Source organism: Microbacterium sp. (genome assembly GCF_051860965.1).
Classification (GTDB): Bacteria; Actinomycetota; Actinomycetes; order Actinomycetales; family Microbacteriaceae; genus Microbacterium.
This window is the reverse complement of sequence record NZ_JBIMKU010000005.1, coordinates 159,533-185,599: the sequence shown is the minus strand read 5'-3', so window position 1 is coordinate 185,599 and position 26,067 is coordinate 159,533. Positions and strand designations below refer to the sequence as shown.

Annotated in this window: 31 protein-coding genes; 17 read left to right on the top strand and 14 right to left on the bottom strand. The window is 69.8% G+C overall.

Annotated features, from left to right (window positions below; genetic code table 11):
- Position 1 precedes the first annotated feature (1 nt).
- The 3 genes from ACTIFV_RS11375 to ACTIFV_RS11365 all read right to left on the bottom strand — a co-directional run bounded on the left by ACTIFV_RS11375 (position 2) and on the right by ACTIFV_RS11365 (position 2,528).
- Positions 2-784, bottom strand: a complete 783-nt coding sequence (locus ACTIFV_RS11375) for an SDR family NAD(P)-dependent oxidoreductase (protein ID WP_439592888.1) — start codon at positions 782-784, stop codon at positions 2-4.
- Between the two features lie 144 nt (positions 785-928).
- Positions 929-2,131, bottom strand: a complete 1,203-nt coding sequence (locus ACTIFV_RS11370) for an NAD(P)/FAD-dependent oxidoreductase (protein WP_439592887.1) — start codon at positions 2,129-2,131, stop codon at positions 929-931.
- Between the two features lie 76 nt (positions 2,132-2,207).
- Entirely contained in the window at positions 2,208-2,528 is a 321-nt protein-coding gene (locus ACTIFV_RS11365) for a DUF7882 family protein (RefSeq protein WP_439592886.1), read from the bottom strand.
- A 140-nt stretch (positions 2,529-2,668) separates the two neighbouring features.
- Between ACTIFV_RS11365 and ACTIFV_RS11360 the strand changes: the two genes are divergently transcribed.
- From ACTIFV_RS11360 to ACTIFV_RS11350, 3 genes are all read left to right on the top strand, one after another.
- Positions 2,669-3,016: a hypothetical protein gene (locus tag ACTIFV_RS11360; protein WP_439592885.1), complete on the top strand. Its 348-nt coding sequence runs from the start codon at positions 2,669-2,671 to the stop codon at positions 3,014-3,016.
- A gap of 14 nt (positions 3,017-3,030) precedes the next feature.
- A complete protein-coding gene (locus ACTIFV_RS11355; RefSeq protein WP_439592884.1) occupies positions 3,031-3,327 on the top strand; it encodes a DUF7882 family protein in 297 nt (98 codons plus the stop codon).
- Positions 3,328-3,509: 182 nt separating this feature from the next.
- On the top strand, positions 3,510-3,842 hold the full coding sequence (locus ACTIFV_RS11350; RefSeq protein WP_439592883.1) for a hypothetical protein: 333 nt from the start codon (positions 3,510-3,512) through the stop codon (positions 3,840-3,842).
- Between the two features lie 27 nt (positions 3,843-3,869).
- Here ACTIFV_RS11350 and ACTIFV_RS11345 read toward each other — a convergent pair whose 3' ends face one another.
- A complete protein-coding gene (locus ACTIFV_RS11345; RefSeq protein WP_439592882.1) occupies positions 3,870-4,766 on the bottom strand; it encodes a universal stress protein in 897 nt (298 codons plus the stop codon).
- Entirely contained in the window at positions 4,763-6,238 is a 1,476-nt protein-coding gene (locus ACTIFV_RS11340) for an APC family permease (RefSeq protein ID WP_439592881.1), read from the bottom strand. Before ACTIFV_RS11340 ends, ACTIFV_RS11345 begins: the two co-directional genes overlap by 4 nt.
- 129 nt (positions 6,239-6,367) lie before the next feature.
- Here ACTIFV_RS11340 and ACTIFV_RS11335 point away from each other — a divergent pair, with 129 nt between their 5' ends.
- The 3 genes from ACTIFV_RS11335 to ACTIFV_RS11325 all read left to right on the top strand — a co-directional run bounded on the left by ACTIFV_RS11335 (position 6,368) and on the right by ACTIFV_RS11325 (position 10,185).
- A complete protein-coding gene (locus ACTIFV_RS11335; protein WP_439592880.1) occupies positions 6,368-7,054 on the top strand; it encodes an SGNH/GDSL hydrolase family protein in 687 nt (228 codons plus the stop codon).
- A gap of 24 nt (positions 7,055-7,078) precedes the next feature.
- Positions 7,079-8,065 carry an endonuclease/exonuclease/phosphatase family protein gene (locus ACTIFV_RS11330; protein ID WP_439592879.1) on the top strand — a complete coding sequence of 329 codons (987 nt, stop codon included), beginning with the start codon at positions 7,079-7,081 and terminating at the stop codon, positions 8,063-8,065.
- A gap of 167 nt (positions 8,066-8,232) precedes the next feature.
- Positions 8,233-10,185, top strand: coding sequence for a diguanylate cyclase domain-containing protein (locus ACTIFV_RS11325; protein ID WP_439592878.1), 1,953 nt, complete (start codon positions 8,233-8,235; stop codon positions 10,183-10,185).
- A gap of 3 nt (positions 10,186-10,188) precedes the next feature.
- Here the strand turns inward: ACTIFV_RS11325 and ACTIFV_RS11320 are convergent, their stop codons facing one another.
- Positions 10,189-10,482 (bottom strand): DUF7882 family protein, encoded by a 294-nt coding sequence (locus ACTIFV_RS11320; RefSeq protein ID WP_439592877.1) that lies wholly within the window; start codon positions 10,480-10,482, stop codon positions 10,189-10,191.
- A 43-nt stretch (positions 10,483-10,525) separates the two neighbouring features.
- On the opposite strand from ACTIFV_RS11320, the gene ACTIFV_RS11315 reads away from it, so the two are divergent.
- Complete coding sequence (locus tag ACTIFV_RS11315; RefSeq protein ID WP_439592876.1) at positions 10,526-10,783, top strand: hypothetical protein; 258 nt, start codon at positions 10,526-10,528, stop codon at positions 10,781-10,783.
- A gap of 2 nt (positions 10,784-10,785) precedes the next feature.
- Here ACTIFV_RS11315 and ACTIFV_RS11310 read toward each other — a convergent pair whose 3' ends face one another.
- Positions 10,786-11,568, bottom strand: a complete 783-nt coding sequence (locus ACTIFV_RS11310) for an EAL domain-containing protein (protein ID WP_439592875.1) — start codon at positions 11,566-11,568, stop codon at positions 10,786-10,788.
- A 115-nt stretch (positions 11,569-11,683) separates the two neighbouring features.
- Between ACTIFV_RS11310 and ACTIFV_RS11305 the strand changes: the two genes are divergently transcribed.
- Both ACTIFV_RS11305 and ACTIFV_RS11300 read left to right on the top strand, forming a co-directional pair.
- Positions 11,684-11,995 (top strand): DUF7882 family protein, encoded by a 312-nt coding sequence (locus ACTIFV_RS11305; RefSeq protein WP_439592874.1) that lies wholly within the window; start codon positions 11,684-11,686, stop codon positions 11,993-11,995.
- Positions 11,996-12,386: 391 nt separating this feature from the next.
- Entirely contained in the window at positions 12,387-12,620 is a 234-nt protein-coding gene (locus ACTIFV_RS11300; protein ID WP_439592873.1) for a hypothetical protein, read from the top strand.
- A 41-nt stretch (positions 12,621-12,661) separates the two neighbouring features.
- On the opposite strand, the gene ACTIFV_RS11295 is transcribed toward ACTIFV_RS11300, so the two are convergent.
- Together ACTIFV_RS11295 and ACTIFV_RS11290 are read right to left on the bottom strand one after the other, a co-directional pair.
- Positions 12,662-13,162, bottom strand: coding sequence for a VanZ family protein (locus ACTIFV_RS11295; protein ID WP_439592872.1), 501 nt, complete (start codon positions 13,160-13,162; stop codon positions 12,662-12,664).
- Positions 13,159-13,770, bottom strand: coding sequence for a M15 family metallopeptidase (locus tag ACTIFV_RS11290; RefSeq protein ID WP_439592871.1), 612 nt, complete (start codon positions 13,768-13,770; stop codon positions 13,159-13,161). The genes ACTIFV_RS11295 and ACTIFV_RS11290 overlap by 4 nt, the downstream gene beginning before the upstream one ends.
- An 86-nt stretch (positions 13,771-13,856) precedes the next feature.
- On the opposite strand from ACTIFV_RS11290, the gene ACTIFV_RS11285 reads away from it, so the two are divergent.
- The 3 genes from ACTIFV_RS11285 (at position 13,857) to ACTIFV_RS11275 (ending at position 17,122) form a co-directional block, all read left to right on the top strand.
- On the top strand, positions 13,857-14,528 hold the full coding sequence (locus ACTIFV_RS11285) for a response regulator transcription factor (RefSeq protein ID WP_439592870.1): 672 nt from the start codon (positions 13,857-13,859) through the stop codon (positions 14,526-14,528).
- Positions 14,525-15,607 (top strand): sensor histidine kinase, encoded by a 1,083-nt coding sequence (locus tag ACTIFV_RS11280; RefSeq protein WP_439592869.1) that lies wholly within the window; start codon positions 14,525-14,527, stop codon positions 15,605-15,607. Before ACTIFV_RS11285 ends, ACTIFV_RS11280 begins: the two co-directional genes overlap by 4 nt.
- 129 nt (positions 15,608-15,736) lie before the next feature.
- On the top strand, positions 15,737-17,122 hold the full coding sequence (locus ACTIFV_RS11275; protein ID WP_439592868.1) for a hypothetical protein: 1,386 nt from the start codon (positions 15,737-15,739) through the stop codon (positions 17,120-17,122).
- A 138-nt stretch (positions 17,123-17,260) separates the two neighbouring features.
- On the opposite strand, the gene ACTIFV_RS11270 is transcribed toward ACTIFV_RS11275, so the two are convergent.
- From ACTIFV_RS11270 to ACTIFV_RS11255, 4 genes are all read right to left on the bottom strand, one after another.
- The gene (locus tag ACTIFV_RS11270) at positions 17,261-17,665 is read right to left on the bottom strand and encodes a DUF6855 family protein (RefSeq protein ID WP_439592867.1); all 405 of its coding nucleotides are present in this window, start codon (positions 17,663-17,665) and stop codon (positions 17,261-17,263) included.
- A gap of 33 nt (positions 17,666-17,698) precedes the next feature.
- A complete protein-coding gene (locus ACTIFV_RS11265) occupies positions 17,699-18,547 on the bottom strand; it encodes a PhzF family phenazine biosynthesis protein (protein WP_439592866.1) in 849 nt (282 codons plus the stop codon).
- Positions 18,544-19,062, bottom strand: coding sequence for an NADPH-dependent FMN reductase (locus ACTIFV_RS11260; RefSeq protein ID WP_439592865.1), 519 nt, complete (start codon positions 19,060-19,062; stop codon positions 18,544-18,546). The genes ACTIFV_RS11265 and ACTIFV_RS11260 overlap by 4 nt, the downstream gene beginning before the upstream one ends.
- Positions 19,063-19,187: 125 nt before the next feature.
- A complete protein-coding gene (locus ACTIFV_RS11255; RefSeq protein ID WP_439592864.1) occupies positions 19,188-20,072 on the bottom strand; it encodes a helix-turn-helix transcriptional regulator in 885 nt (294 codons plus the stop codon).
- Positions 20,073-20,164: 92 nt separating this feature from the next.
- On the opposite strand from ACTIFV_RS11255, the gene ACTIFV_RS11250 reads away from it, so the two are divergent.
- A complete protein-coding gene (locus ACTIFV_RS11250; RefSeq protein WP_439592863.1) occupies positions 20,165-20,530 on the top strand; it encodes an aldo/keto reductase in 366 nt (121 codons plus the stop codon).
- A gap of 203 nt (positions 20,531-20,733) precedes the next feature.
- Here the strand turns inward: ACTIFV_RS11250 and ACTIFV_RS11245 are convergent, their stop codons facing one another.
- The gene (locus ACTIFV_RS11245; protein WP_439592862.1) at positions 20,734-22,452 is read right to left on the bottom strand and encodes an IlvD/Edd family dehydratase; all 1,719 of its coding nucleotides are present in this window, start codon (positions 22,450-22,452) and stop codon (positions 20,734-20,736) included.
- Between the two features lie 103 nt (positions 22,453-22,555).
- Here ACTIFV_RS11245 and ACTIFV_RS11240 point away from each other — a divergent pair, with 103 nt between their 5' ends.
- From ACTIFV_RS11240 to ACTIFV_RS11225, 4 genes are read left to right on the top strand one after another with little or no spacing between them, the layout of a single operon-like run.
- Positions 22,556-23,476, top strand: coding sequence for an SMP-30/gluconolactonase/LRE family protein (locus ACTIFV_RS11240; protein ID WP_439592861.1), 921 nt, complete (start codon positions 22,556-22,558; stop codon positions 23,474-23,476).
- Entirely contained in the window at positions 23,473-24,321 is an 849-nt protein-coding gene (locus ACTIFV_RS11235) for a fumarylacetoacetate hydrolase family protein (RefSeq protein ID WP_439592860.1), read from the top strand. The genes ACTIFV_RS11240 and ACTIFV_RS11235 overlap by 4 nt, the downstream gene beginning before the upstream one ends.
- Positions 24,318-25,340, top strand: coding sequence for a zinc-dependent alcohol dehydrogenase (locus tag ACTIFV_RS11230; protein WP_439592859.1), 1,023 nt, complete (start codon positions 24,318-24,320; stop codon positions 25,338-25,340). The genes ACTIFV_RS11235 and ACTIFV_RS11230 overlap by 4 nt, the downstream gene beginning before the upstream one ends.
- Positions 25,337-26,011 carry an SDR family NAD(P)-dependent oxidoreductase gene (locus tag ACTIFV_RS11225; RefSeq protein ID WP_439592858.1) on the top strand — a complete coding sequence of 225 codons (675 nt, stop codon included), beginning with the start codon at positions 25,337-25,339 and terminating at the stop codon, positions 26,009-26,011. Before ACTIFV_RS11230 ends, ACTIFV_RS11225 begins: the two co-directional genes overlap by 4 nt.
- Positions 26,012-26,067 lie beyond the last annotated feature (56 nt).

The following is a 26,067-nucleotide window of genomic DNA, read 5'->3' as shown; positions in this document are numbered from 1 at the left end:
GTCAGCCGCGCGCGATCCGATCGGCCATGAACTTGACCCCGGCCGACGACGTCGAGCCCCCGTCCACCGGGATCTCGGCGCCCGTCACGTAGGCCGCGTCATCCGACAGCAGGAACGCCACGACGCGCGCCACCTCGTCCGGCGTGCCGGTCCGCTCGAGCGGCGTGAGGGCGAGCTGGGCATCCCTCATCGCCGCGGGAGCGTTCTCGGTCATCGGCGTGTCGATGAACCCCGGATGCACGATGTTCACCCGGATGCCGCGGGGTCCGAGTTCGGTCGCCGCGACGTGCGTGAGCCCGCGCAGGCCCCATTTGCTCGTCGTGTAGGCGACCGGGTAGTGCGCGTTCAGCCCGGCCGAGGACCCGATGTTCACGATCGCCGACCCCTCGCCCATGAGCGGTGCGAGCGCCTGCATCCCGAGCATCGGTCCGGTCAGATTGATCGCCAGCACGCGGTCCCAGTCGGAGCGGTCCGTGTGACCGAGGCGAGTCCGGTGCGTGACTCCCGCGTTGTTGACGAGTCCGCGCAGCGGCTCGCCCGCGAGCAGGGTCGACAGCTCGTCCGCGAGCGCTGTCCATGCGGATTCGTCGGCCACGTCGAGCTGACGGTAGACGGCGCCGCTGTCCACCGCATCGGGGGAGTCGGCCGCGACGTCGGTCGCGAAGACACGTGCTCCGGATGCCACGAGCAGCCGAACGGCGGCGAGACCCTGGCCCCGCGCCGCTCCGGTCACGACGACGACGCGTCCACCGAGACCGCGGGAGGGATGCGCGACGCTGCTCACACGTCGACGCTAGCCGCGGCATCCCGTATCCGGAATCCGCGATCGCTGATAGCGCGCATCACGAGACGCGAGGTGCGCGCTCGTGCGTTCGCGGAAGGATGGATGCATGGTCCCCTCCGCCCTCGCCTTCGGGCGCGGGCCCGCTCAGGCGCGCCCGTGCAGGATCAGGTTCCAGTAGACCCACGGCAGGATCCACCGGTCGAAGACGTAGGAGAGTCGCCGTTCCCGGTACAGCGTCTTCCACCCCGGCACGGTCGGGGCGAGTCGACCGGCGCCGTCGAACTCGGCGAACACGACGGTGTGGCGACTGACCGTGATCGGGCACACGGTGTACCCGTCGTACCTGTGCGAGGGAGCCTTGCCGCTCAGCACCGCGAGAAGATTGCGCGAAAGGACCTTCGCCTGGGGCCGGATGGCCCCGCCCGAGCGCAGAGTCGTGACGGATGCCGCGTCCCCCAGCGCCCACACGTCGTCGAAGCGACGCGAGCGGAAGGTCTCGGGATCGACGTCGACGAAGCCGTGCGGGTCCGTCGGGTCGGCGAGGCCGGAATCGGCGATCCAATCCGGCGGTGACTGAGGGGGAGCAGCATGCAGAAGGTCGTAGCCGATCGTCTCCGTCTCGTCGCCGCGGCGGATGACGATCTCGCGCTGCTGGGGTCGCACCTCCGTCAGCGCCGCGTCGAACCGGGTCTCGATGCCGTATCCGTCGATCTTGCGCTGCAGCTCCGCGCTGATCGCAGGGATGCCGAAGGGCGACGACTCGGGCGAGACGAAGACCACGCGGATGCCGGCCAGGCGCCCGGTCGCGCGCCACCAGTCGCTCGCGAGGTACATCGGCTTCTGCGAGACCCCCGCGGCCGAGGCGGGCTCGGGCTGCTGGACGAACACCACCGTGCCCCCGCGCAGGTCACGCAGTGCGGGCGATGCCTTCGCCGCGAGATCGAGCGTGTAGCTGGACACGCCGCTGGGCTCTGCCATGGCGGCCTCGAGTCCCGGCACGGCGTCGTACCGTGTCTCGAGACCTGCCGTGACGATCAGATGCTCGTAGGCGAGCTTCCTCCCCGAGCCGAGGGCGACCGTGCGACCGTCGGGATCCACGCTCACGACCCGGTCTCTGATCCACGTCACACCGCGCGGTGTGACCTCCGCCTGCGCACGAACGGCATCCGACGCCCTCGCGAGGCCGCCCGCGATGTACGACTGCAGCGGCGCGAACACATGCTCCGTCCGCGGCTCGATGACCGCGACATCCTTCACCCCGCTGCGCCGCAGGCGTCCTGCGACGGAGAGTCCGCCGTTGCCGCCGCCGATGACGAGCACGCGATGTCGTTCGGATTCGATGTCCATGTCCCCAGTGCAGTCGAGGCCATCGGCATCGGCAATGACTTGACACGGGCGGTGACGCGGCGCGCTGCGCCGGGAGCTACTCGGGCTCGGGTACGAGTCGGAGCCCCGTCGTGCCGCTCGCGACCCGACTGAGCTCCTCGAGCCACTCGCGGTTGAGCGGGCGGTCGCGCGGACCGTCGTAGCTGAAGTAGAGCGACGAGCTCTTGGAGATCCACACGGATCCGTGTTGCGCGGGGGCGGCGGATGACTCGTCGCCGCCGACCCGGGGCTCGTCATCCCAGTTGAAGCTGAAGCTCTCGTTGCGGCGGATCTTCGTCATGATCACGGCCTGCAGATGCAGAAGGCCCCAGTCGTCGATCTGGATCGCGGGCGCGACTCCGTAGATCAGGTGTCCCATCGACGCATCCCTCCCTCTCGGTGTGCCGGAGCCTCGATACTAGACGCCAGCGCACGATCTCGGCCCCTGTCGGGATAGCACACTCGATCGCCGGGGGGAACGGGCCGCCGGACCGGGGGTGAGCCGTGTAGACCTGACGTATGGACCGGATCAACTATGCGGGCGACTCCTTCCTCACCGGGAGCCTCATCGCACGCGCGCTGCTGGATTACGCCCAGGCGCTCGCCGAAGCAGGATCGGCCGGGACCATCGAGATCCCTACGATCGGCGCCGACGGGGTCCACGGCATGACGGTGATGCTGGTCGGCCCCTCCAGCCAGCTCACGGCGACGTCCGTGGCGACGGATGTCGCCGAAGTGGAGGATGCAGCGCTCATCGCGAAGCTCGCTTCGCTCTCCGACGAACTGCGCCGCACGACCATCCCCACCGCAGCGCCGCACGCCGGAGACCAGCCGCCGGCCGGCTCCTTCTCGGAGTTCGGGATCTAGATCGGCCGCGCGTCATGGGCAGATTCACCTACGAGGGCGACGTCCGGGCCGAGTTCGAGGACCGCCTTCTCGCTCACATCCAGATCGTGGTCGGCAACAAGCTGCGCCGTGACGAGCCGTTCTTCTTCTCATGGAAGGAGGACGCGAGCCTCGGGATGAACCGGATGTCGATCTGGGTGCATCCCCACTCCACGCTGGTGTTCAAATACCACGGCAGTCGTCCGCCCTCGGTCAATCCCGCGTGGCTCGAGGCCCTCATGCACACGGCCAACTCCCCCACCGGCCTGTACGCCGTGCCCGAGCCGGACTAGCGCTCAGTGCAGGTGCTGCGCCGCTTGTCAAGAGTGCGGTGATCCGCTCGTCCGCCCCGCATGATGAGGCGGAACCCGCCGTGACGGAGAAGCACATGCACATAGGCAGCACAGCAGGCCCTCGCCGTCAGCGGCCTGCGAGCACGACACGCAGCGTCGTGTCGATCGAGCAGAGGCAACCGATGGCAGGCGCGGCCGAAGAGAATCCACACGCCTCCGACCCACCGGAGCACGACGGCCTGGTGCTCGTCAGGATCGACGCGGATCACTGGCTGATCCACGACAGCGGTCACCCGACGACCGATGCCCGCCACGTCGTCGCCTGCATCGAGGAGTCCGAAGACGGCATGGATGTAGTGTGGGTCGCCCCTGGAGTCCCCCTGCCCACCCGGTACCGCACGGCTGGTGACATCCTCGACGACCTCGTCCGCTGGCGCGAGGGATCGCGGCGGGACACCAGACCCGCCGCCATCGCGAGCTTCCCTCCGCCGACGTCGCGTCGTCGCTCGAGCTGACGTCGGCTTCGAGGGCGACCACGGCTCCTAGTCCGCCGCCGAGCCGGGCACGATGACGACCGGGACGGTCGCGTGGCGGACGATCTTCGATGCGCTCGAGCCGAGGAACACCTGCGCGAGACGGTGGGTCGACGAAGACCCCAGCACGAGGAGATCGCCGTCCGTCCAGTCGATCGACGCGATCGCCGCGCCCCAGTCCGGACCGCCTGCGGTCACCATGTCGAGGTTCGCCGAGGTGAAGCCCATCGACGCGAGATGGGCGGCGGCCTCCGCCTGAGCGGATGCCGCCTGCGTCGCCCACAGGTCGATCACCTGCGTCTCGGCGTGGCTGACGTCGCTCGTGACGGGTCTGCGCACGGGGCTCACGAGGAACGTGACCACGCGCAGCCGCGCGGATGAGCGCCGACAGATCTCGGCGACACGTGTCAGGAGCGACCAGCTGCGATCGTCATCGCGGAAGGCGACCGTGACCCTGGTCACCCCGAGAGCGGTCTCGTAGTCGCGCGGGGCGATGGCGACCGGGACCGTCGACGAGTGCAGCAGACGGTCCGTCTTGGACGTCAGGCGGATGCGTCCAGGCTCGGCGTCACCGCTCGACGCGACCACGAGGATCTCGGCATCCCTCTCCACCGCCTGCTCCAGGAGCGTCTGCGGCACCGATCTGCCGGGTACCCAGATCGCGGATCCGTCGATATCGGGATGACGGGCCAGATCTGCGGCGGCGCGCGCCGCGCTCTCGACGCCGATGGACTCGGCCCAGTGCGCGAACTCGCGATCGGTGCCCGCGGCCGCCGGCGTTCCCCACCCGCGGGGGACGACCGAGACCGCGACGACGGGTTGCGGCACCGAGCGCGCGAGCTGGCACGCGAGCTCGATCGCGCCGCGATCGTTCTCGTGCGGGCCGTACCCGACGACGTAGGTCACTTCTCATCCTCGGGGTGGATCGGCTCGGCGATCTGCTCGTCCGACGTGTAGCTGCTGAGGGTCGCGTGGCGCCTGCCGTAGAAGAGGTAGAAGACGAACACCAGCACGAGCCAGCTGACGCAGATGATCCAGGTGACCGGGCGCAGGCTCGTGAGCACGTAGACGCACACGATCACCGTCAGGATCGGGACCACGGGGTAGAGCGGCACTCTGAACGGACGCTCCAGATCGGGGCGCCGACGCCGCAGCACGATCAGCGAGATCGCGACGACGCTGAAGGCGACGAGCGTGCCGAACGAGACGCTGTCCCAGAGGTACTCGGAGGGGACGAAGCCCGCCACGATCGCGACGAGGATCGACACGATCACGGTGTTGAAGACGGGCGTTCCGTGCTTCGCGCTCACCGTGAGGAACCGCTTCGAGACCATGCCGTCGCGTGCGATCGAGAACAGGATGCGCGTCTGTCCGTACAGCGTCACGAGGGTCACCGAGAAGACCGAGATGACCGCGCCCGCAGCGAGGATCGTGGCCCACACCGGGGTGCCGGTGACGAGCTCCATGATCTTGGCGAGGCCCGCCTCACCCGCCTCGGGCGTCGAGAACCACTCCACGGGCTGCGCCGCGACTCCGGCGATGGCCACCAGCACGTAGAACACCGTGACGATGAGCAGTGCGCCGATGATCGCGCGCGGGATGGCCTTCTGCGGGTTCCTGACCTCCTCGCTGGCCGTCGCGATGGCATCCAGGCCGATGTAGGAGAAGAAGATGACACCGGCCGCGCCGCTGATCCCGGATGCCTGGGCGAAGAAGTTCGAGAAGTGGTCGGCGTTGAACGCGCTGAAGCCGATGACGATGAACATCGCCAGCACGGCGAGCTTGATGCACACCATGATCGCGTTGACCGTCGCGGACTCCGAGGCGCCGCGGATGAGCAGCAGCATGCACAGGACCACGAGGATGATCGCCGGAAGGTTCACGATGCCGCCGGTCGCGACACCGTCGCTTTCGGTGATGAACGATGTGGAGAGCTCGGGCGGGAGCTGCCAGCCGAACAGCTGGTGGAGCAGCTCGTTGAAGTAGCCGCTCCATCCCACCGCGACAGCCGACACGGCGACGCCGTACTCGAGCAGGACGCAGCCGCCGACGAGGATCGCCGCGCCCTCGCCGAGCGCGTGGTAGGTGAAGGAGTAGCTCGAGCCGCTGACCGGGATCGACGAAGAGAGCTCGGCGTAGCAGAGCGCGGCGAGCCCTGCCGCGACGGCGGCGAGGAGGAACGAGATGATCACGGCGGGCCCCGCGAGCGGGATCGACTCGCTCAGCACGAAGAAGATGCCGGTGCCGATCGTCGCACCCACGCCGAACATCATGAGCTGGAAGGTGCCCAGATTGCGCTTCAGCTCTTCGCCGGGGTGATGCTTGCGCTGGAAGATGATCGGCTTGCGCCGGAGGAGCTGCTGTCCGAGTCCGGGCATTTCGGCCTCCAAACGAGGGTTTCCACCTCCCGGTGAGGCGAGGTTGCCCAAGTCTGGTCCCAGCCTCGCCGCAGGGCAAGACTCTCTCTTCGCGCACATCCATCGAGCAGACGGCGACGAAGATGGAGTATGCGCCGCTTCGCCTCACTCCGTGCCGTCGTCGGCCTGGTGTTGGTCGGACTGGGTCTGGCGGGCTGCGTGGCGACGCCGACACCGCCGCCCGCGGAGGGTGACGGGCCGATCGTCGCGTTCTACGGCGACTCGTACACGCTCGGCACCGGAGCGAGCGAGCCGTCCGCGCGCTGGTCGTCGATCGTGAGCGCCCAGCGAGGCTGGCGCGAGTTCAACCCGAGCGTCAACGGCCTGGGCTTCGTCAACAATCGGCAGGCCGTCGGGGACGGCGATCTGCCCGACCAGATCATCGCGCAGGATCCCGAGATCGTCTTCGTCACGATGGGCCTGAACGACAACTTCAGCTTCGATCGCGCGGGTGACGGCATCCTTCGCGCCATCCGCGACGACTTCACGCGCCTGCACGACGCGCTGCCCGACGCCCGCTTCATCGTCGTCGAGCCGTTCTGGTACACCGCCGATCGCCCGGAGTCCGTCGAGACGATCATCGGCTGGGTCCGCGAAGAGGCCGACGCGATCGAGGCCGACTGGATTCCGGATGCCAGTCGCTGGCTGGACGGCCATTACGCGGGCGATCCCGACAGCTGGATGGCGGCGGACGGTCTGCACCCGAACGACACCGGCTACGCCGAGATGGCGGAGAGGATGGATGCCGCGCTCCGCGCGCTCGATCCCGCGCTGTAGTCGGCGTGAGGTTGACTGGAGGTGATGTCTTCCTCCCAGGTGCGGCCCCTGCGGCTCGTGGTGGCGCTGGCCGTGGGCGCGGTCGTCGCGGTCCTGCTGGTGTGGCCCCAGTCGTTCGGGCTGCAGACCACGATGGTCTTCGCGCAGCTCGTCGCCTTCCGGGCGCCGTCGAGCATCGTGCTCGCGATCGGGTCGCTCCTCTTCGCCGTCTTCGCGCTGTGGAAGCGCACGTGGGGCATCGCGGCGGGCCTGTCGATCGTCCTCGGGGTCGCGGCGGCGGCCGGCGGTGGCATCCTGCTCGCCCGCGGGTCGGCGCAGGCGCTGCCGCAGGGCGAGCTGACGGTTCTGGTGTGGAACACGCAAGGCGGTGCGGCGTCGCCCGAGAGCGTCGCGCGCCTCGTCCTCGAGTCGGACGCCGACATCGTGAGCCTTCCGGAGATGGATGCCGATGCCGTCGCCGCCGTCGCGCGCCTTCTGCGCGGCGAGGGGCGCGAGATGGCGTTCGACACCGCATACGGAGAGACGGGCGACTCCTGGATCCCGACGTCCGTGCTCATCGATGAGCGTCTCGGCGAGTACCGCGTCGACGCCACGGCAGGGTCGACGCCGGGTCTGCCGAGCGCGGTCTGGCGACCTGCGGACGGCCGTGGCCCGACGGTCGTGGCGGCGCATCCCTTCCCTCCCCTGCCTTCCGGGATGGATGACTGGCGTGCGGGGTTGGCCTGGATCGCAGATCGGTGCGACGACCCCGACGTGATCATCGCGGGGGATCTGAACGCGACCGTCGACCATCTCTGGGGTTCCACCGGCCCCTGCCGCGACGCCGCCGTCGCCGCGAGCGCGGGCGCCGTCGGCACCTGGCCCGTGTCCGCGCCCGCCTGGATCGCGTCGCCGATCGATCACGTCCTCGTGGGTCCGGCGTGGACGGTGCGCGGAGCGCGGGTCATCACGTCCTACAACGGTGCGGGCGCCGACCATCGCCCGATCGTCGCTGTGCTCACCGAGCGCTGAGACAGGCATCGACCGGCTCGCATCCGCGGCTCGCCGGTGAGCGACGGCGGCGCTCGCGCGACGATGCGCGCAATCGATGCTTACAATCGAGGGGAGCGAAGTTGCTCTCGTCAGGCAGCGTCACCCCGTCGTCAGGCAGTAGATTTCCCGACACGCGAAGGCCCAGATTGACCGATACGTCCGCCCTCCCCACCGATGACAGCCGTGAGAGGGCGCTCGACGAACTGCTCCGCGCTCGCGAGTGCGCGGCTGAGCCGATCCGCACGCTGGGGCGGGTGCAGTCCTACGGGATGCTGTTCGGCGTCGACGAGTCATCCGGCCTCGTCGTCATGGCCAGCTCCAACGCCTCGGAGTGGCTGGGGCGCGATCTGCGCGAGGCGGGCGACGACCTGCTGATCTGGGCGCTGGGCGAGGGCCTCGCCGTCGACCCCGTCAGAGGCGAATTCGACGGGCAGAAGTGCGACATCATCGTGCACCGCGGCACCTCTCCGCTGATCGTCGAGCTGGAGCCGGTCGTCCCCGGGCTCGACTACGTGCGAACGGGGGTCGTCAGCGCACTGCAGCGACTCTCCGGCATCACGGACCCGGACGGGGTGCGGCAGGCGGCGGCCCGCGAGATCAAGCACATCACGGGCTACGACCGCGTGATGTGCTACGAATTCCATGCCGACGGGCACGGCACGGTCGTCGCCGACGAGCGCGAGCCCGACATGGAGCCGTACCTCGGTCTGCGCTTCCCCGCCTCCGACATCCCCTCCCAGGCACGCGCGCTCTACATCGAGAAGCGCTCTCGTGTCATCGCCGACACCGACGATCCGGGGCTGACGCTCCACACCATCCTCGACCCGGCCCCCGCCTTCGACCTCGGTCTCAGCGAGCTCCGCTCGGCCTCCCCGCATCATCTGCAGTTCATGCGCAACATGGGCCAGGCCGCGACCGTGTCGTTCGCCCTCGTCGTCGACGACCGGCTCGTCGGCATGTTCACGTGCGCGCATCGCGCGCCGCGCCGCATCCCCGTCCTGCTGCGTCGGGCCATCGAGGTCATGGCATCGCAGGTCGCTGCGCAGCTGTCGGCGGCGGAGCAGATCCGCGATCTGCAGCGCCAGCTCGCCGCGCGGCAACGGCGCGCGGCGATCACGGCGCCCCTCTACGGGCGTGCCGATCCCGGAGAGCTGCTGATGACGGGCAGGCACACGGTGCTCGATGTGGTTCCCGCCGACGGAGCGATCCTGAGGATGGGCGGGCAGACCCGCACCGTCGGGTTCGTCCCCGATCCGGCGCCGCTGCTGCTGGCGATCGACGCTCTCGCCGAGGACTCCCTGGTCTCCGAAGCGCTGGCGAGCGAGCATCCCGCGCTCGCGGCCGTCGCTCCCGATGTCGCCGGTCTGATCACGGTGCCTCTGGGAGACGGCGGGGATCGACTCGTCTTCGTCCGGGGCGAGGCCGCGCGGTCGGTCGACTGGCTCGGAGATCAGCGCGCCGCCAATCGAGACCAGCCGCTGTCTCCGCGGCGCTCGTTCTCGTCGTGGCGCGAGGAGGTCCGTGGGCGGAGCATGCCGTGGGGCGAGCACGCCCGTGACGCCTTCGATCTCGGCGACGACATCCGCGGCGCGCTCGCCGCGCGCGCCCAGGCTCAGCTGGCGGAGCTCGCCTGGCGGGACGCGCTGACCGGGCTCCACAACCGCCGGTTCCTCGATGACCGTCTGAGCGGACTGCTGCAGGGCGCGGCCACCGATGTCGGGATCATCTTCGTCGATCTCGATCGGTTCAAGCAGATCAACGACAGCCACGGCCACGAGGTCGGCGACGCCGTTCTCGCCAAGGTCGGCAAGCGACTCTCCAGGGTGGTCCGCGAGTCCGACGCCGCCGTCCGGCTCGGGGGCGACGAGTTCGTCATCGTCTGCGCCGATGTGTCGGAGGAGGAGCTGCAGGCCATCGCGACGCGTGCCCTCGAGGTCATCGCCGAGCCCGTCGAGGTGGACGGACTGGTCCTGTGGGTGACGGCCTCCGCGGGAGTGCGCAGGGCGGGCGCCGGCGCTGGCGCCGCCGAGATCCTCAGTGCAGCGGACGCCGCGATGTACCGGGCGAAGCGATCGGGCGGCGGCCGCGCGTCGGCGTGAGTCTCACGGAGCCGGTTCGGGGACGATCCGCAGGCCGCCGGGAGAGTTCGCCGTGTCGACGAGATCTTGAAGCCATGCGCGGCTGATCTCGGGCATCTGCGCCTCGTACTCGAATCGCAGCTGGGTCACCGGCGAGATCCACACCGACTGGCGTCGACCGCCGGTCTCGTCCACCATGGCGAACGACAGGCTCTCCTGGCGCCGCAGCTTCGCCATGATGACGAGCTCGAGATGAGCGAGCGTGCGATCGTCGATGTCGAACGACGTCGGGGGAGACCCGTAGTGGAAAGCGCCCATCTTTCCAGTCTAGGCGTCGGTGCGGCACGGCTACGCTGGAGCCATGGCGATCGTGAACCGACTGACCGTGGACGGCCGTGACTACTTCCTGCCCGAGCCCGTCACCGAGCTCAAAGGGCAGATCCTCGCTGCCATCCGCGAGGGCGGCGGCTACGTGAACATCCCTCCGCTGCGCGGGGGGCCGGGGATCGACATCCTCTTCTCGCCGGGCATGCCCGTCACCTGGGGGCAGATCGAGGTTCCGGATGCCCCGGTCCCGGCGGCCGATGACCCGGCGCCCATCGACGGCTACGACGTCTGACGTCAGCTCCTCGCAAGCGCCCGCTCGAGGTCGTCCGCCATCGCCGGACGGCCCCAGAGGAATCCCTGACCGCGATCGCAGCGACGACGCAGTGACCTGTCGAGATCATCGACGGTCTCGATCCCTTCGGCGACGATGCGCCAGCCTCGCTCGATGCCGATGTCGACCACACGCGCAACGGCGTCGTCGGCTGCGGCGTCCGGGCGCTGAGTCAGCGAGCGGTCGATCTTGACCTCGTCGATCGGCAGCCACTCGAGCATGTCGAGCGTGGTCTCGCCCCCACCGTAGTCATCGACCGAGATCGAGATCCCCGCGCCGTGGAGCAGTTCGATCGCGCCGTTCATCGTGGGACGCAGCTGCGGGGGCGGGACCTCGGTCACCTCGATCGTCACCGCCGACGGAGCAAGCCCGGTCGGCTCCAGCGCCCGCGAGACCCGCTCGGCGTAGGGGACGGTGAAACGCGTCGGCGAGGCGTTCACCGCGAGGCCGATGTCGTGGCCGGACGCCCGCCAGCGAGCCACCTGCGTCGCGGCGCGACCGAGGATGTGCAGATCGAGCTCGTCCAGGAATCCGCCGTCCTCGGCGAGCGGGATGAAGACGTCGGGCGGCACGTCGCCGTGCTCGGCGTGGTGCCACCGCGACAGCGCTTCGACCATCACAGGAGTGGGCGAGGCAGGATCAGCGGCGTATGACGCGAGATCCCACTGCGGCTGATAGGCGATCGCCAGCTGCGACGCCGCGAGGGCGGCACGCAGATCTCGGGTCAGCGCGGTTGTCTCATCCATATCACCCAGCGTGCACAGGCCCTCGATTTCGTGCAACGCGAGCATTCTCGCCTCGATAAGAGTATTATCGCGGCCCCGGATGGGGCTCGCACCTCCACGACATAGGATCGCAGTAATGGGAACGCTCAGTTACGACTCGAAAGTCACCGCCTCGTTCGACGACCGGGTGCTCGCACATCTGCAGCAGGTCATCTGGGCGAAGCTCCGTCGCGGCGAAGCGTTCCCTTTCACGTGGAGCGATCCGAATCGCGCCGGACTCGGCCGCACGTCCGTCTGGCTCACCCCCCATGCGACACTCTCGTTCCAGTACTTCGGAAGCCGGGCCGCCCCGCTGAACCCCGCGTGGATCGACGCGCTGACGAAGGCCGCGAACTCGCCGGCCGGCCTCACGCTGGTCCCCGAGCCCGGAGAGGGCGCCCCGGGGTAGACGACTCTCGCCCCGCTGTCAACCCGCGCCACTCGCGGCGACGCCGCATTAGCGTCGACCGCATGACCTGGGGAGATGCGATCCGCGTACTCGAGCGAGACAGGCTTTCGGACGGAAGCGGTCGGCGTTCACGACGTCGCTCCACCGCGATGACGACTCCGCATGAATCGTCCCCGGGTGTGTACAGGTCGCAGCCGATGCTCGCGCCGACCGTCGCGTCGACGCTCGCTCTCATCACGGTGAACATCGCGATCGCCGGAGCGATCTTCCTGGTCGGCGCGGCGCTGCTGCGCTGAACTGTTCGCGGCACGGCCGCCGTGCGGTGTCAACCCCGTGCGCTTCGGTCCCGTCCCGAGCAGGCTGGAGCCATCACGTACGGAGGGAGCGCGTCATGACCGACACGAACGACGGCCAGGGGGCCATGCCGATGCCGCACGGCTCGGATGACGCGGCGAAGGCGCCTGACCAGGATCCGGCGGTGACCATGCCGCACGGCTCGGATGACGGAGCCCCGACGCCCGACCAGGTTCCGGCCGTCACGATGCCTCACGGATCGGACTCCGATGCGCCGCTGCCCGAGCAGGATGGCGCGCTGCCCATGCCGCACGGGGGCGACCCGCAGTAGCTTCGGACACCGGAGCGAACGACGACCGCGGGTCGATTCGATCACAGCGGCGAGATCGGTCTCATCGGCTCCGCGAGGTACGCGAGCAGCGCCACGGCCGCGATGGTCGTTCCCACGACGCACAGGGCCGCGCCCGCGCGGCGACCGACGAGCCCCGCGAGCAGCAGACCGAGCGCGCCCCCGGTGGTATTGGTGATGACGTCGGTGATATCGGTCACGCCGACGCCGAGTACGAACTGGGTCGCTTCGAGCGCCGCGCTGGTGAGGGCGATCACCGCCAGCGAGGTCCACCACCGGCGTCCGAGCAGGCCGAAGTAGACGCCGAACGGCACGAAGACCCCGATGTTGCCGAGCACCTCCCGCGGCGAGCTGGAGCCTGCGTCCGCCGTGCGCACGAACGGGATCAGCTTGATCGTGCCGGTGCCGTCGGCGATGAACGGTGTGTGAAGCTTCCACACGACCAGCCAGACGAGGACGACGAGGTACGCCGCGAAGAGCAGGACGAGCAGCGGGCGCGTCCGGGTGCGCACAGCGCCGGTCATCGCTGCAACCTCGGGTCCTGGGTCGGATCGCGATACGTCGGCGGGCAGCCGTTCGCCGCCGCGTCGGGGTGCAGCTCGAAGTGCCAGGGCTCGTTATCGTAGACGTCGCAGAGGCCGTAGGCGGCGCCGTGCTCCGCGAGCCATTCCATCGCGTCGTACGAGCCGACGTCGACGGCATCGCCCGACACGTGCAGCGACGTCGCAGCGGTCGCGACCCACCGAGACGCCTCCTCCGCCGACCCGTACTGTGAGACCGCCTCTCGCAGCAGACGGTCCTGGTACTCGGGCGATCGCCACCCGCTCGTGATGGAGATCCGGATGCCGCGGGCTGAGGCATCCATCGCCGCCGCGCGCAGCGCCGACAGCAACCCTCCGTCGAGGTTCACCACCCCCGCGTAGGCGTCGTCGACAGACGCGCCGCCGGAGGGCAGGATGCCGTCGCCGTCGTCGACGACCCCATCGGGCTCGACGAGGGGCGGTACGGCGGGTGCGCGCTCGAGCGAGGTCGACGCCGACGGCTGCGCGAGGATCACGAACGTGACGATGGATGCCGCGACCGTGCAGAGAGCCGTGAGCGCGACGGCGCGGCGGGCGGTGGTTCTTCGCATGCACCCATTCGACGCGTGCGCGTGTTGCCAGGCCGTATGCGGTTCTCGATATGCCGACGATATGCCGCGCCTCGTACGATCGCAGGATGCGCGTGCTGATCGTGGAGGACGAGCCCCTGATGGCGGCGGCGATCCGCGACGGACTGCGACTCGAGGCGATCGCGGCCGATGTCGCCGGCGACGGAGACGCGGCACTCGAGCTGCTGAGCGTGAACGCCTACGACATCGCGGTGCTGGATCGCGACATTCCGGGGCCGTCGGGCGATGAGATCGCCGAGCGGATCGTCGTCGCGCACAGCGGCACCGCGATCCTCATGCTGACCGCCGCCGATCGCCTGGACGACAAGGCATCCGGATTCGAACTCGGTGCCGACGACTACCTGACGAAGCCGTTCGACATGCGCGAGCTCGTGCTGAGGCTTCGCGCGCTCGACCGGCGACGCGTGCACACCCGCCCGCCCGTGCCCGAGATCGCGGGCGTCCGCCTCGATCCGTTCCGTCGCGAGGTGTACCGCGACGGCCGCTACGTGGCACTCACCCGCAAGCAGTTCGCCGTGCTCGAGGTGCTCGTCGCCGCCGAGGGCGGGGTCGTCAGCGCCGAGGAGCTGCTCGAGCGGGCATGGGACGAGAACGCCGATCCGTTCACGAACGCCGTACGCATCACGGTGTCTGCTCTGCGCAAGCGGCTGGGCGAGCCGTGGGTCATCGCGACCGTGCCGGGCGTGGGGTACCGGATCGACATCGGAGCGTCCGGATGACGGCGCGAGAGCCCGGCCCGAGTGCGCGGCTGAAGCTCACCCTCAGCTACGCGGCGGTGATCATGCTCGCGGGGGCCCTGCTGCTCGCGGTCGTGTGGGTCTTCCTGCTGCGGTACGTGCCCGAGCAGTCCGTGCCCGGCACGGGGTTCACGCCCAACCGCAGCGATCTCGTGCGGGCGTTCGTTCCGCGAGCCGCGTGGGCGATGCTCGCTCTGCTGGCGTTCGGTCTCGTGGGCGGCTGGCTTCTGGCAGGGCGGATGCTGGCGCCCCTCACCCGCATCACGCGCGCGACCCGCGCTGCCGCGAGAGGCGACCTCTCGCACCGCATCGAGCTCGAGGGACGTCAGGACGAGTTCCGCGAGCTCGCCGACAGCTTCGACGCGATGCTCGCGCGCATAGAGGCGCAGGTCGCCGAGCAGCAGCGGTTCGCGGCCAACGCGTCGCACGAGCTGCGCACGCCGCTCGCGATCACGCAGGCGATGCTCGATGTCGCGCGCAGCGATCCCCCCGCCGACAGCGGCGAGCTCGTGGCGCGGCTGTACAGCGTCAACGCGCGGGCGATCGCTCTGACGGAAGCGCTCCTCATGCTGAGTCGCGCGGATCAGCGGTCCTTCGTGCGTGAGCCCGTCGACCTGTCGCTCGTGGCGGAGCAGGCGGTCGAGCTCCTGCTTCCGCTCGCCGAAGCGCGCGACGTCGTCATCGAGGCATCCGGAGCCGTCGCGACCGCCGCAGGTTCGCCCGCGCTGCTGCAGCAGCTCGCGACCAACCTCGTGCACAACGCCATCGTGCACAATCTGGCGTCAGGCGGCACGGTCCTCGTCATGACCGCGACGGAGGAGCGATCCGTGGTGCTGCGCGTCGAGAACACCGGGCCGATGCTGAGCCCGCAGCTCGTCGCGACGCTGACCGAGCCGTTCCAGCGCGGTACGGAGCGCATCCGCTCGGATCACGCGGGCGTGGGTCTGGGCCTCGCGATCGCGAAGAGCATCGTGCGGGCCCACGACGGCGAACTCGCTCTCGTGCCCCGAGCCGACGGCGGACTCGCCGCGACCGTGCGCCTGCCCGCTGATCGTCACTGATCCGATCCTCAGTTCTCGCTCAGCGGGAGAACGCTGAGGCCGGCTTCACCCTCGGCGAAGGCTGTGCTGAGGGGCGCTTCATAACCTCCATGAGGTCGCACATCGGCGGCCCCATTCGAGGAGAATCCCATGCTCACCACGTCGGTCGTCGCGGCAGCTGTCGCCGCGGGTCTTTCTTTCGGCATCGCGCTTCCGGCCCAGGCGGCCGACTGCACCGTCGACCGCGTGCTCGTGAGCGCGGCCGTCGAGGGTGTGCCCGCCATGTACGGCGACGCCCCGATCCTCACCGAGGCGCAGGAGGCCTGGATCGAGCGGATGCTGGTCTCCCCGGCGGTGGACGAGGTGTCGCACGTCGTGCACCACGAGGCGGTGTACGCACCGCGCGTCGTGATCGACCGGCCGTTCGTCGCTGCCGTGCCCGCGGTCGACGAGGTCTCGCACATCGTGCGCCACCCCGCCGTCACCGAGACCGTGCGCCACGCCGCCGTCACGAAGGAGGTCTCGCACGACGCCGTGACGAAGGTCGTCCACCACGACGCCGTGACGAAGAACGTGCATCACGAGGCCGTGACGAACGTCGTCCGCCACGACGCCGTGACGAAGAACGTCCACCACGAGGCCGAGACCAAGGTCGTGCACCACGACGCGGTCACCGCGACCGCCTACACCCGCTACTCGTGGGTCGGCGGCAAGCAGGGCCCGCGCGACGGGAGCACCCCGGCCACCGCGCCGAAGGACTGGAACGCCGACAACAAGAAGTACGACGGCTCGAAGACCAACGTCGTCACCCAGCAGGGCAACGGCAACGGCTCCTACTTCTACTGGTGGGAGCGCGACGAGATCCAGACCCCCGCGTACGACGAGACGGTCGTCGTCACACCGGCGTGGGACGAGACGGTCGTCGTCACCGACGCCTGGGACGAGAAGGTCGTGACGCCGGCGTGGGATGAGAAGGTCGTCGTCACCGAGGCGTGGGACGAGACGGTCGTGGTGACGCCCGCGTCGACCGAGACCGTCATCGTGACGCCGGCGTGGGACGAGACCGTCGAGGTCGCGCCCGCGTGGGACGAGAAGGTCGTCGACGTCGAGGCGCGCCCCGGCACGCCGGAGCAGGTCGAGGTCTCGCACGTCGAGTACGACCTCGTGACCGAGGCGTGGGACGAGACGATCATCGATGTCGCGGCGCAGGCCGCCGTGTACGCCGAGATCACGCATTCCGCAGTGCCCGCCACCTTCGGCGAGCCCGCGCTGATCAGCCCCGCGATCGACGCGATCCCGGCGGTCTACGAGGACGTCGAGTCCTGCGTGTCCTCAGCCGGTCCCGACGAGCTGCCGCTCTCGGCCGACGGCGAGACCGAGGGTGCGGGTGCGAACGTCGCGCCGGCCGCCGCCGTCACCGAGCTCGCGCTGACCGGCGGCGGCGTCAACCCGATGCTGCCGATCGCGGCAACCGCCCTCCTCGCCGGCGGCGTGGCTCTCATCGCGACGCGTCGCTCGCGCCGCGGCGACCGCTGAGCCTGCCTCTCCCTCGTCCACTTCGCCGAACCCACGCACTTTCCTCCAACCCACTCGCTCTCGCGCGCAGAACCGTGTGGGTTCGGTGGGAGTGAGTGGGTTCGAGCGCGGGCGCGGGCGCGACGTGCCCGACGAGCTCTACCGGGCGCGGACCCGGTTGTTGCGCGGCTGGTGTTCGAGCTCGACGAGCCCCAGCGCCTCGAGAAGCGGCGGGATGTACATCCCGAATCGGCCCCGATAGCCCCTGCGCTGTCCGTACCAGCCGCCGACGGGGTTGTCGGGTGATCGGCCCCACGCCTCCACGGTGTCGGGCGCCGCGTCCTTCTTCTCGTCGGCGGCTCCGAGCAGCATCCAGTCCCCGCGGTCCTTCAGCATCGCGTGCAGATCGTCGATGGCCGAAGCCAGATAGGTCAGGCGCGTCGAGCCGACCTGGCAGACGAGCAGATCATCCTCGCGATGGATGGTGTACTCGGACGACAGCGGGGGCGTCCTGAGACGCCACGGGTCTTCGGGCGTGCCGCTTCCGGAGGACTGATCGGCCATGGTCGCGACACTACTCGCGGGGCTCGCGGCGGGCTACACCCGGATCGTCCCGTCGACCACGACCTCGGCGCGACCGCCGACCCAGATGCCGTCGTCGTCCTGCGCGATCGAGATGCGACCGCGGCGCCCGAGCGCCGTTCCCTGATGCGCCCTGTAGGGCGCCTCGACCCGACCGGTGTCGAGCAGCCACTGCGCGGCAGCCGCATTCAGACTGCCGGTGACGGGGTCTTCGCGGAGGGGTCCCGCACCATCGGTGAAGAAGGCGCGCAGCTCGAAGTCATGGTCGGTGCCGTCTGGTGCCGGTCCGATGACGCCGATGTCCCACACGCCGGGGTGGCGCGAAGCATCCGGAACCAGGTCCAGCACCTTCTCTGCGCTGTCGAGCAGCACGCCGATCCACCCCGGTCCGTTGTCGAGCCATTCGGTCGCGACGACCCTTGCGCGATCGACGCCGAGGATCGCGATGACGTCCTCGACGAGGTGCGGATCGACAGCGCCCGACCGGATGCGAGGCGGCGCCGCGAACGCGAGGATGGCGTCGTCGACGCGCACGGGGATGAGCCCCGCCCGGCACTGCTGGATGACGAGTCCGTCGTCGCGGGGCGTGCCGCCGGCGGACAGCCACGCGCGGGCGGTGCCGAGCGTGGGGTGCCCGGCGAACGGCAGTTCGAGACTCAGGCTGAAGATGCGGACGGCGTAGTCGGCTGCCGGCTCGGTCGGCTTCGTGACGAACGTGCACTCCGACAGGTTGGTCCATACGGAGATGCGCTGCATCTGCTCGGTCGACAGGTCGTCAGCATCGAGCACGACGGCAACGGGATTGCCGGTGAACGCGCCGTCGCCGAAGACGTCGACCTGACGGAAGGGAAGGACGTCGGTCATCCATCGATGCTTTCACGCAGCACCGGCGCGAGGCGAGACCATTCGCCGTCGAGCCATGCCGTGACGATCTCCGTCCGGCGATCGGCCTCGCCGGCCGGGAACGCGATGCCCCGCGTGGGCACGGAGGCCCCGAGCTCGACGAGGAGAGGGCGGAGGGTGAGCTCGACCGCGAGCGCGTGGGTCGGAGCCCCGATCGTGAGGATCGGAACCGCCGTCACGGCGCTCAGACCGGCCGTCGGGTAGCGGTCGAGGAAGCTCTTGAGCAGTCCCGTGTACGCGGCCTTGTAGGTCGGACTCGCGACGACGAGCAGATCGGCTGAGGCGACGCGCGCGAGCAGCACGTCGATGTCGGGACTCGGGAAGACGAACAGCTGGTCCGCGGCGTCCGCGAGATCGATGGTCTCGGCGATCGCGGCGCCGCTTCGGGCTGCGAGCTGCCCGGCGACCTCTTCGGCGACGAGGCGCGTGCGCGAGCCGCGCTGGGGGTTTCCGACCAGGACCTCGATCGTCGGCATGGGAACTCCTCGTCGGGATGGGTGCGCTGCGCTCACACGGTATCCACCGTGGCGTCCCTGTGTCCGCCGGCGCGGAACACGGCGTAACCCTCGCTCAGCAGAGTGGATGCCGGTCCTGCCCCGCGTCACGACTCGGCGGCCGCGCCCTCCTGTCGAGGGGCGGGCAGGTCGGTCGTGGCGGCCCAGCTCGCGAGCACACGGAGGGCATCGGCCGACGGCGACCCGGGCTCGGCCGTGTAGGTCGAGAGGGTGAGACCCGGATCGGCCGGAAGCTCGAACGCCTCGTACGCGAGTTCCAGCTCGCCGACGACGGGATGATGGATGCGCTTCACTCCCGATCGGTGGTAGCGGACGTTGTGCGCCGCCCACAGCGTGCGGAACCGCTCCGATCGCGTCGACAGCTCGCCGACGAGGTCGGTGAGGCGCTTGTCGAAGGGGTTGCGTCCCGCCTCGCCGCGCATCGTCGCGACGAGCTCCTGCGTGTTCTTCTCCCACTCCACGTAGAAGTCCGGAGCCGCGGGATCGAGGAAGGCGAAGCGCGCGCTGTTCGGATTCGGCTCGGCGAAGATCGGCGCGTAGAGCGCGCGTGCGAGCGGGTTGGCCGCGACGTAGTCGAAGTAGTTGTTGCGGATCAGCGCCGGTGCCTCGGTGATCGCATCGAGAAGGCGCAGGATGCTGGGCCGCAGCGTGTTCTGCTGTTTGCGCGGGCGGCGCGCGGTCGGCGAGGCGTTCGCCGTGCGCGCGAGATCGACGAGGTGCGCGGTCTCGGCGTCGTCGAGCTGCAGCGCCCGAGCGAGGGCGTCGAGCACGGTGTCGGATGCGCCGGACAGGTCGCCCCGCTCGAGGCGCGTGTAGTAGTCGACGCTCACGCCGGCCAGCAGCGCGACCTCCTCACGGCGCAGCCCGGGGACGCGGCGGTTGCCGCCGTACGCCGGGAGTCCCGCTCGGTCGGGGGTCAAGCGGTCCCTGCGCGACGTGAGGAACTCGCGCACTTCGCTGCGGTGATCCATGACTCGACGCTACGCCCGCTCGGCGTCGCGGGGGAGGGTCTGGCGGTACCGGGCACGGGGGACACTGTCATGCATCCGCTCCGGGCGGTTTAGTGAGGGCCCTCGATCGACGTCACTCTCGACAACGCCGTCACGATGCCCGCTCTCGGGCGGGCGTCTTCCAGAGCGCCCCGGAAGAGACCGCCGCCGCGGTCGACACGGCGCTGCGCACCGGGTACCGCGAGCACGGCAAGTCGCCGGCACAGATCATGCTCCGCTGGCACCTGCAGGAGGGACGCTCGGCGATCCCGAAGTCGGTCACGCCTGCGCGCATCGCCGAGAACTTCGACGTGTTCGACTTCGCGCTGAGCGCCGACGAGCTCGCCCGGATCGATGCTCTCGACACCGGTGTCCGCAGCGGCCCCGACCTCGACGTGGCACGTGACGAGTTCTTCGATCGCGTGATCGACGAGGCCTGACCGCCGCGCCCCCCGCCGCCCTTGACCGTCGGGGGGCCCGGTCGTTCACAGGCATTCCGTCGCACGCCCCGGGCATCTACGATCGAGGTAACCCGACTGCTGGGGCGTCGGACCGATCTTTGGTCGCTGCCACGCGCGCGGGCGAGGTTCCCTCGGCATTGCGTGCCCCCCAACTGCGCGGCCGAGGGAACCGTCACCTCGCCTCAGTGGGACTCGCGCGACACCTTCGATCCCGAACTCCCGACGAGGAAGTCGAGGTCGGCGCCCCTGTCGGCCTGCAGCACGTGGTCGACGTACAGTCGCTCCCAGCCCCGACGCGGCGCGGCGTACGCATCCACGGTCGCCGCATTCGGGGTGCGGGCGGCGAGCTCATCGGCGGGGACGTCGAGGTCGAGCCGGCCCGCACGGACGTCGAGGACGATCCAATCCCCCGTCCGCACGACGGCGAGCGGACCGCCCGCGGCGGCTTCAGGGGTGACGTGCAGCACGACGGTGCCGTATGCCGTTCCCGACATGCGACCGTCGCAGATGCGGACCATGTCGCGCACGCCCTGTTCCAGGAGCTTCGGAGGCAGGGGCATGTTCGACACCTCCGGCATCCCCGGGTAGCCCTTCGGCCCGCATCCGCGGAGCACCATGATCGAGTCCGCGTCGACATCGAGGTCGGGGTCGTCGATCCGCGCGTGGAAGTCCTCGATCGAGTCGAACACGAGAGCACGCCCGCGGTGCTTCAGGAGGTGCGCAGATGCCGCGGCCGGCTTGATGATCGCGCCTCCGGGCGCGAGCGACCCGCGCAGGACGGTGATGCCGGCGGCCGGCAGGAGCGGCTCGGCGCGGGGCGTGATGACATCGGCGTCCCAGATCCTCGCGTCCTCGAGGTGGTCGACGAAGGGGCGTCCCGTGATCGTGAGCGCGGTCGGGTCGAGCAGATCGCGCACTTCGCGCATGACGGCGAGGAAGCCGCCTGCGCGGTACAGGTCGTCCATCAGGTAGCGCCCGGCCGGCTGAAGGTTGACCAAGAGCGGCACGTCGGCGCCGATGCGGTCGAAGTCGTCGATCGTGAGGTCGATCCCGAGGCGTCCGGCGATCGCGAGCAGGTGCACGACGGCGTTCGTCGAGCCGCCGATCGCCGCGAGCGCGACGATCGCGTTGTGGAAGCTCGCCTTCGTGAGGAAGGTGGACGGTCGGCGGTCCTCCGCGACGAGGTCCACCGCGAGCCGGCCGGTCAGATGGGCGGCCTCGAGGAGCCGGGAGTCGGGTGCCGGAGTGCCGGCGAGCCCGGGGATGATCGTGCCGAGCGCCTCGGCGACGAGGGCCATCGTCGAGGCGGTGCCCATCGTGTTGCAGTGGCCCTTGGACCGGATCATCGACGACTCGGACCGCAGGAACTGCTCCTCGGAGAGGGTGCCGGCGCGGACCTCTTCGCTCAGCCGCCAGACGTCGGTGCCGCATCCGAGCGCTTCGCCGCGGAAGTGGCCCGTGAGCATCGGCCCGCCGGGCACGACGACGGCGGGAAGGTCGACGGATGCCGCGGCCATGAGCAGCGCGGGGATCGTCTTGTCGCAGCCGCCGAGCAGGACGACCCCGTCGATCGGATTGGCGCGCAGCATCTCCTCTGTCGCCATCGCCGCCATGTTGCGCCACAGCATGGCCGTCGGGCGCACCTGCGTCTCGCCGAGGGACACGACCGGGAGGTCCAGCGGGATGCCGCCGGCCTCGTAGATGCCGTTCTTCACCGACTGAGCGACTTCGGTCAGGTGCGCGTTGCACGGGGTGAGGTCGGACGCCGTGTTCGCGATCGCGATCTGCGGTCTGCCGTCGAAGGCGGAGGCGGGAACGCCTCGCCGCATCCAGGCGCGATGGATATAGGCATTCCGATCGTCGCCCGAGTACCAGTCGTCGCTGCGGAGGTTCGGCGCCATCGCTTTACCAACTTTCGGAAAATACGACTATCAGATGGAATACGGCTAGCATAGCTCCCACACGCGGACTCCCCGCGGAGTGCGACCGACGAAGGGAACGCGGGTGAGGGATCTCGGCACGGCGCGAGCCGCGACATCCGAATCCTTCGATCTCGCCGAAGGCCCGTTCTGGGACAGCCGCCGCGACGTCCTCTCGTGGGTGGACATCACCCAGGGTCATGTCTACCGCGCTCGACTGCTGCCCGGGGGAGTCATCCGCGTCGATGAGCGGATCGAGGTCGGCGCGCAGGTCGGGACCGCGTCGCCCGGGGTGGACGACGAACTCGTGCTCGGCCTCGGCGGCGCGATCGTGCGGCGCGGTCTGGACGGCACGCTGACGACGCTCGCGGTGGTCGCTCCCGCCGAAGAGGTCGACGGCCCGGCCCGGAGAAGACTCAACGACGGGATGCCCGACCCCCGCGGCCGGTTCGTCGTCGGCACTCTTCGCAAGGGCGAGTCGGATACGCCCGAGATCCTGGTGCGTCTCGAGGCCGACGGCACGCTGACGACGATCGACGACGATCTCGGTCTCTCGAACGGCCTCGCGTGGTCGGCCGACGGGTCGGTGATGTACTCCGTCGACACGATCCGGCGCGTCGTCTACCGGCGCAGCTATCCCGATCTCGGACCGCGGGAGATCCACATCGAGCTGACCCACGGCTACCCGGACGGCATCTGCCTCGACGCCGACGACCACCTGTGGGTCGCGGTGTGGGGCGCGGGAGAGGTGCGCAGGTTCGATCCCGCCGGCGCACTCGTCGGCGTCGTCGTGGTCCCCGCGCCGCACACCTCGAGCGTCGCCTTCGCCGGCGCCGATCTCGGCACGCTCGTCATCACGACCGCGCGCTCCGAGCTCAGTGAGCAGCAGCTCGCCGACTGGCCGGACTCCGGCCGGCTCTTCACTTTCGACCCCGGCGTGCGCGGCCTGCCCGCGACGCTGTGGGGCGGCGCATCCATCGACGAAGGAACGGAACGACGACCATGAAGCTCGTGCGCATCGGAGCCCCCGGAGCAGAGAAGCCCGGCATCCTCATCGGCGACGATCGCTGGATCGACGTCTCGGATGCCGTGGACGACTTCGACGAGGCGTTCTTCGGCAGTGGCGGGCTCGCGCGTCTGGCCGCGATCGTGGAGGGACGCGAGGCGCTGCCCATCGGCGATCAGCGCTTCGGCGCGCCGTTCGCGAGGCCGCATCAGATCATCTGCGTCGGGCTCAACTACGCCGATCACGCGGCCGAGAGCGGACAGGCGGTCCCCGACGAGCCGATCCTCTTCACGAAGTCGCCCAACACCCTCGTCGGCCCGAACGACGACGTCCGGATCCCGCGCGGTTCGACCAAGCCCGACTGGGAGGTCGAGCTCGGCATCGTGATCGGCGCCCGCACGAGCTACCTCGACTCGGTGGACGAGGCCCGCGACCGCATCGCCGGGTACGTGCTGGTCAACGACGTCAGCGAGCGCGCGTTCCAGATGGAGCGCGGCGGGCAGTGGCTCAAGGGCAAGTCGGCGGAGACCTTCAATCCAGCGGGCCCGTGGCTGGCGACCCCCGACGAGATCGCCGATGTGAAGGACCTCGACATGTGGCTCGACGTCAACGGCGTCCGCCGCCAGACGGGGTCGACGTCGACGATGATCTTCGACCCGTACGTCATCGTGCACTACATCAGCCAGTTCCTCGTGCTCGAGCCCGGCGACCTCATCAACACCGGCACGCCTCCGGGCGTCGGACTCGGATTCACGCCCCCGATCTGGCTGCAGGAGGGCGACGTCATGGAGCTCAGCATCACGGGCCTCGGCGCGCAGCGGCAGAGGGTGATCCCGCCGCGATGAGGGCCCTCGTCATCACAGGCCCGAACCGTGCCGAAGTGCAGGACGTCGAGTCTCCCGTCGTCGCACCCGGCGATGTCGTCGTCGACGTCCAGCGCGCGGGCATCTGCGGCACCGACGTCGAGCTGTTCACCGGCGAGATGCAGTACCTCCATGACGGCGTCACGACCTTCCCCGTCCGCATCGGGCACGAGTGGATGGGCACTGTCTCGGCGGTGGGCGAGGGGGTGGATGCCTCCTGGCTCGGCCGGCGCGTGACAGGAGACACGATGCAGGGCTGCGGCGTCTGCCGACGCTGCCGGTCGGGCCGTCAGCACGTCTGCGCCCTCCGCGACGAACTGGGCATCCGCGACGGTCGCCCCGGAGCGCTCGCCGAGCAGGTGGCGGTTCCGGCATCCTCTCTCCTCGCCCTCCCCGACGCCGTCGACGACGCGGCGGGCGCGCTCGTCGAGCCGGGTGGCAACGCCTTCCGGTCCGTCGAGGCCGCGCAGCTCGCGAAGGGCGACCGCGTGCTCATCGCCGGGCCGGGCACGATCGGTCTGCTCTGCGCGATGTTCGCACAGGCGGCCGGTGCCGAGGTGCACCTGCTGGGTCGCAGCGAGCGCTCGCTCGCGTTCGCGCGATCGATCGGCTTCGAGAACGCGTGGGCGGATGCCGAGCTGCCCGATCTCGAGTGGGATGCCGTCATCGACGCGTCGAACGCGCCCGACATGCCCGCCCGCGCGGTGCAGCTCGTCGAGCCGGGAAAGCGCGTCGTCTACGTCGGTCTCGCCGGCACGCCGAGCCAGATCGACACGCGCGAGCTCGTGCTCGCCGACGTCACTGCCGTGGGCATCCTGAGCGCGTCGCCCGGACTCGCCGGCACGATCGAGGCCTACGCCTCCGGGGCGGTGGATCCGCGTCCGCTGGTCGCGGCGACCGTCGCACTCGATGAGCTGCCGGCGATCCTCGCGGGCGAGCGCCCGTCCGCGGCCGGCCCGGGCCCGAAGTTCCACGTCTCACTGCAAGGAGTTCTCCCATGACCCGCGCTCTCGTCACGGGCGGTGCCAGCGGCCTCGGTGCCGCCACAGCCGCCCGTCTCACATCGGACGGCATCGAGGTCGTGCGCGTCGACCTCTCGGGCGACTGCGATGTCGTGCTGGATGTGACGGATGAGGATGCCGTCGCGGCGGCCGTACCGCACGTCGGACCGATCGACATCCTCGTGAACTCGGCGGGCATCGTCGGCCCGAACGCTCCTCTGCTGACGACGACCGCCGCGCAGTGGCGGAGCGTGCTCGATGTGAACGTGCTGGGCACGGTCGCGACGATGCGGGCGTTCGTGCCCGGAATGGTCGAGCGCGGGTGGGGGCGTGTCGTGAACATCGCGAGCATGGCCGGCAAGGACGGCAATCCGAACCTCTCGGTGTATTCCGCCTCGAAGGCCGCCGTCATCGCGCTGACGAAGTCCGCCGGAAAAGAGCTCGCGACGACAGGTGTGCTCGTCAACGCGATAGCCCCCGCGGTCATCGCAACCCCCATGAACGATGACACGCACCCGGATGTGCTCGCCCACATCACGAACCTCATACCGATGAAGCGGGTGGGCCGAGCTGACGAAGTGGCCGAGCTGATCGCCTGGCTCGTGTCGGACCGCGTGTCGTTCTCGACGGGCGCGGTCTACGACATCAGTGGCGGCCGGGCCACTTACTGACCGTGGCTCACCGCATGACTGCGACGATCAACGACACACGGTCCGTGCCCTGGAGC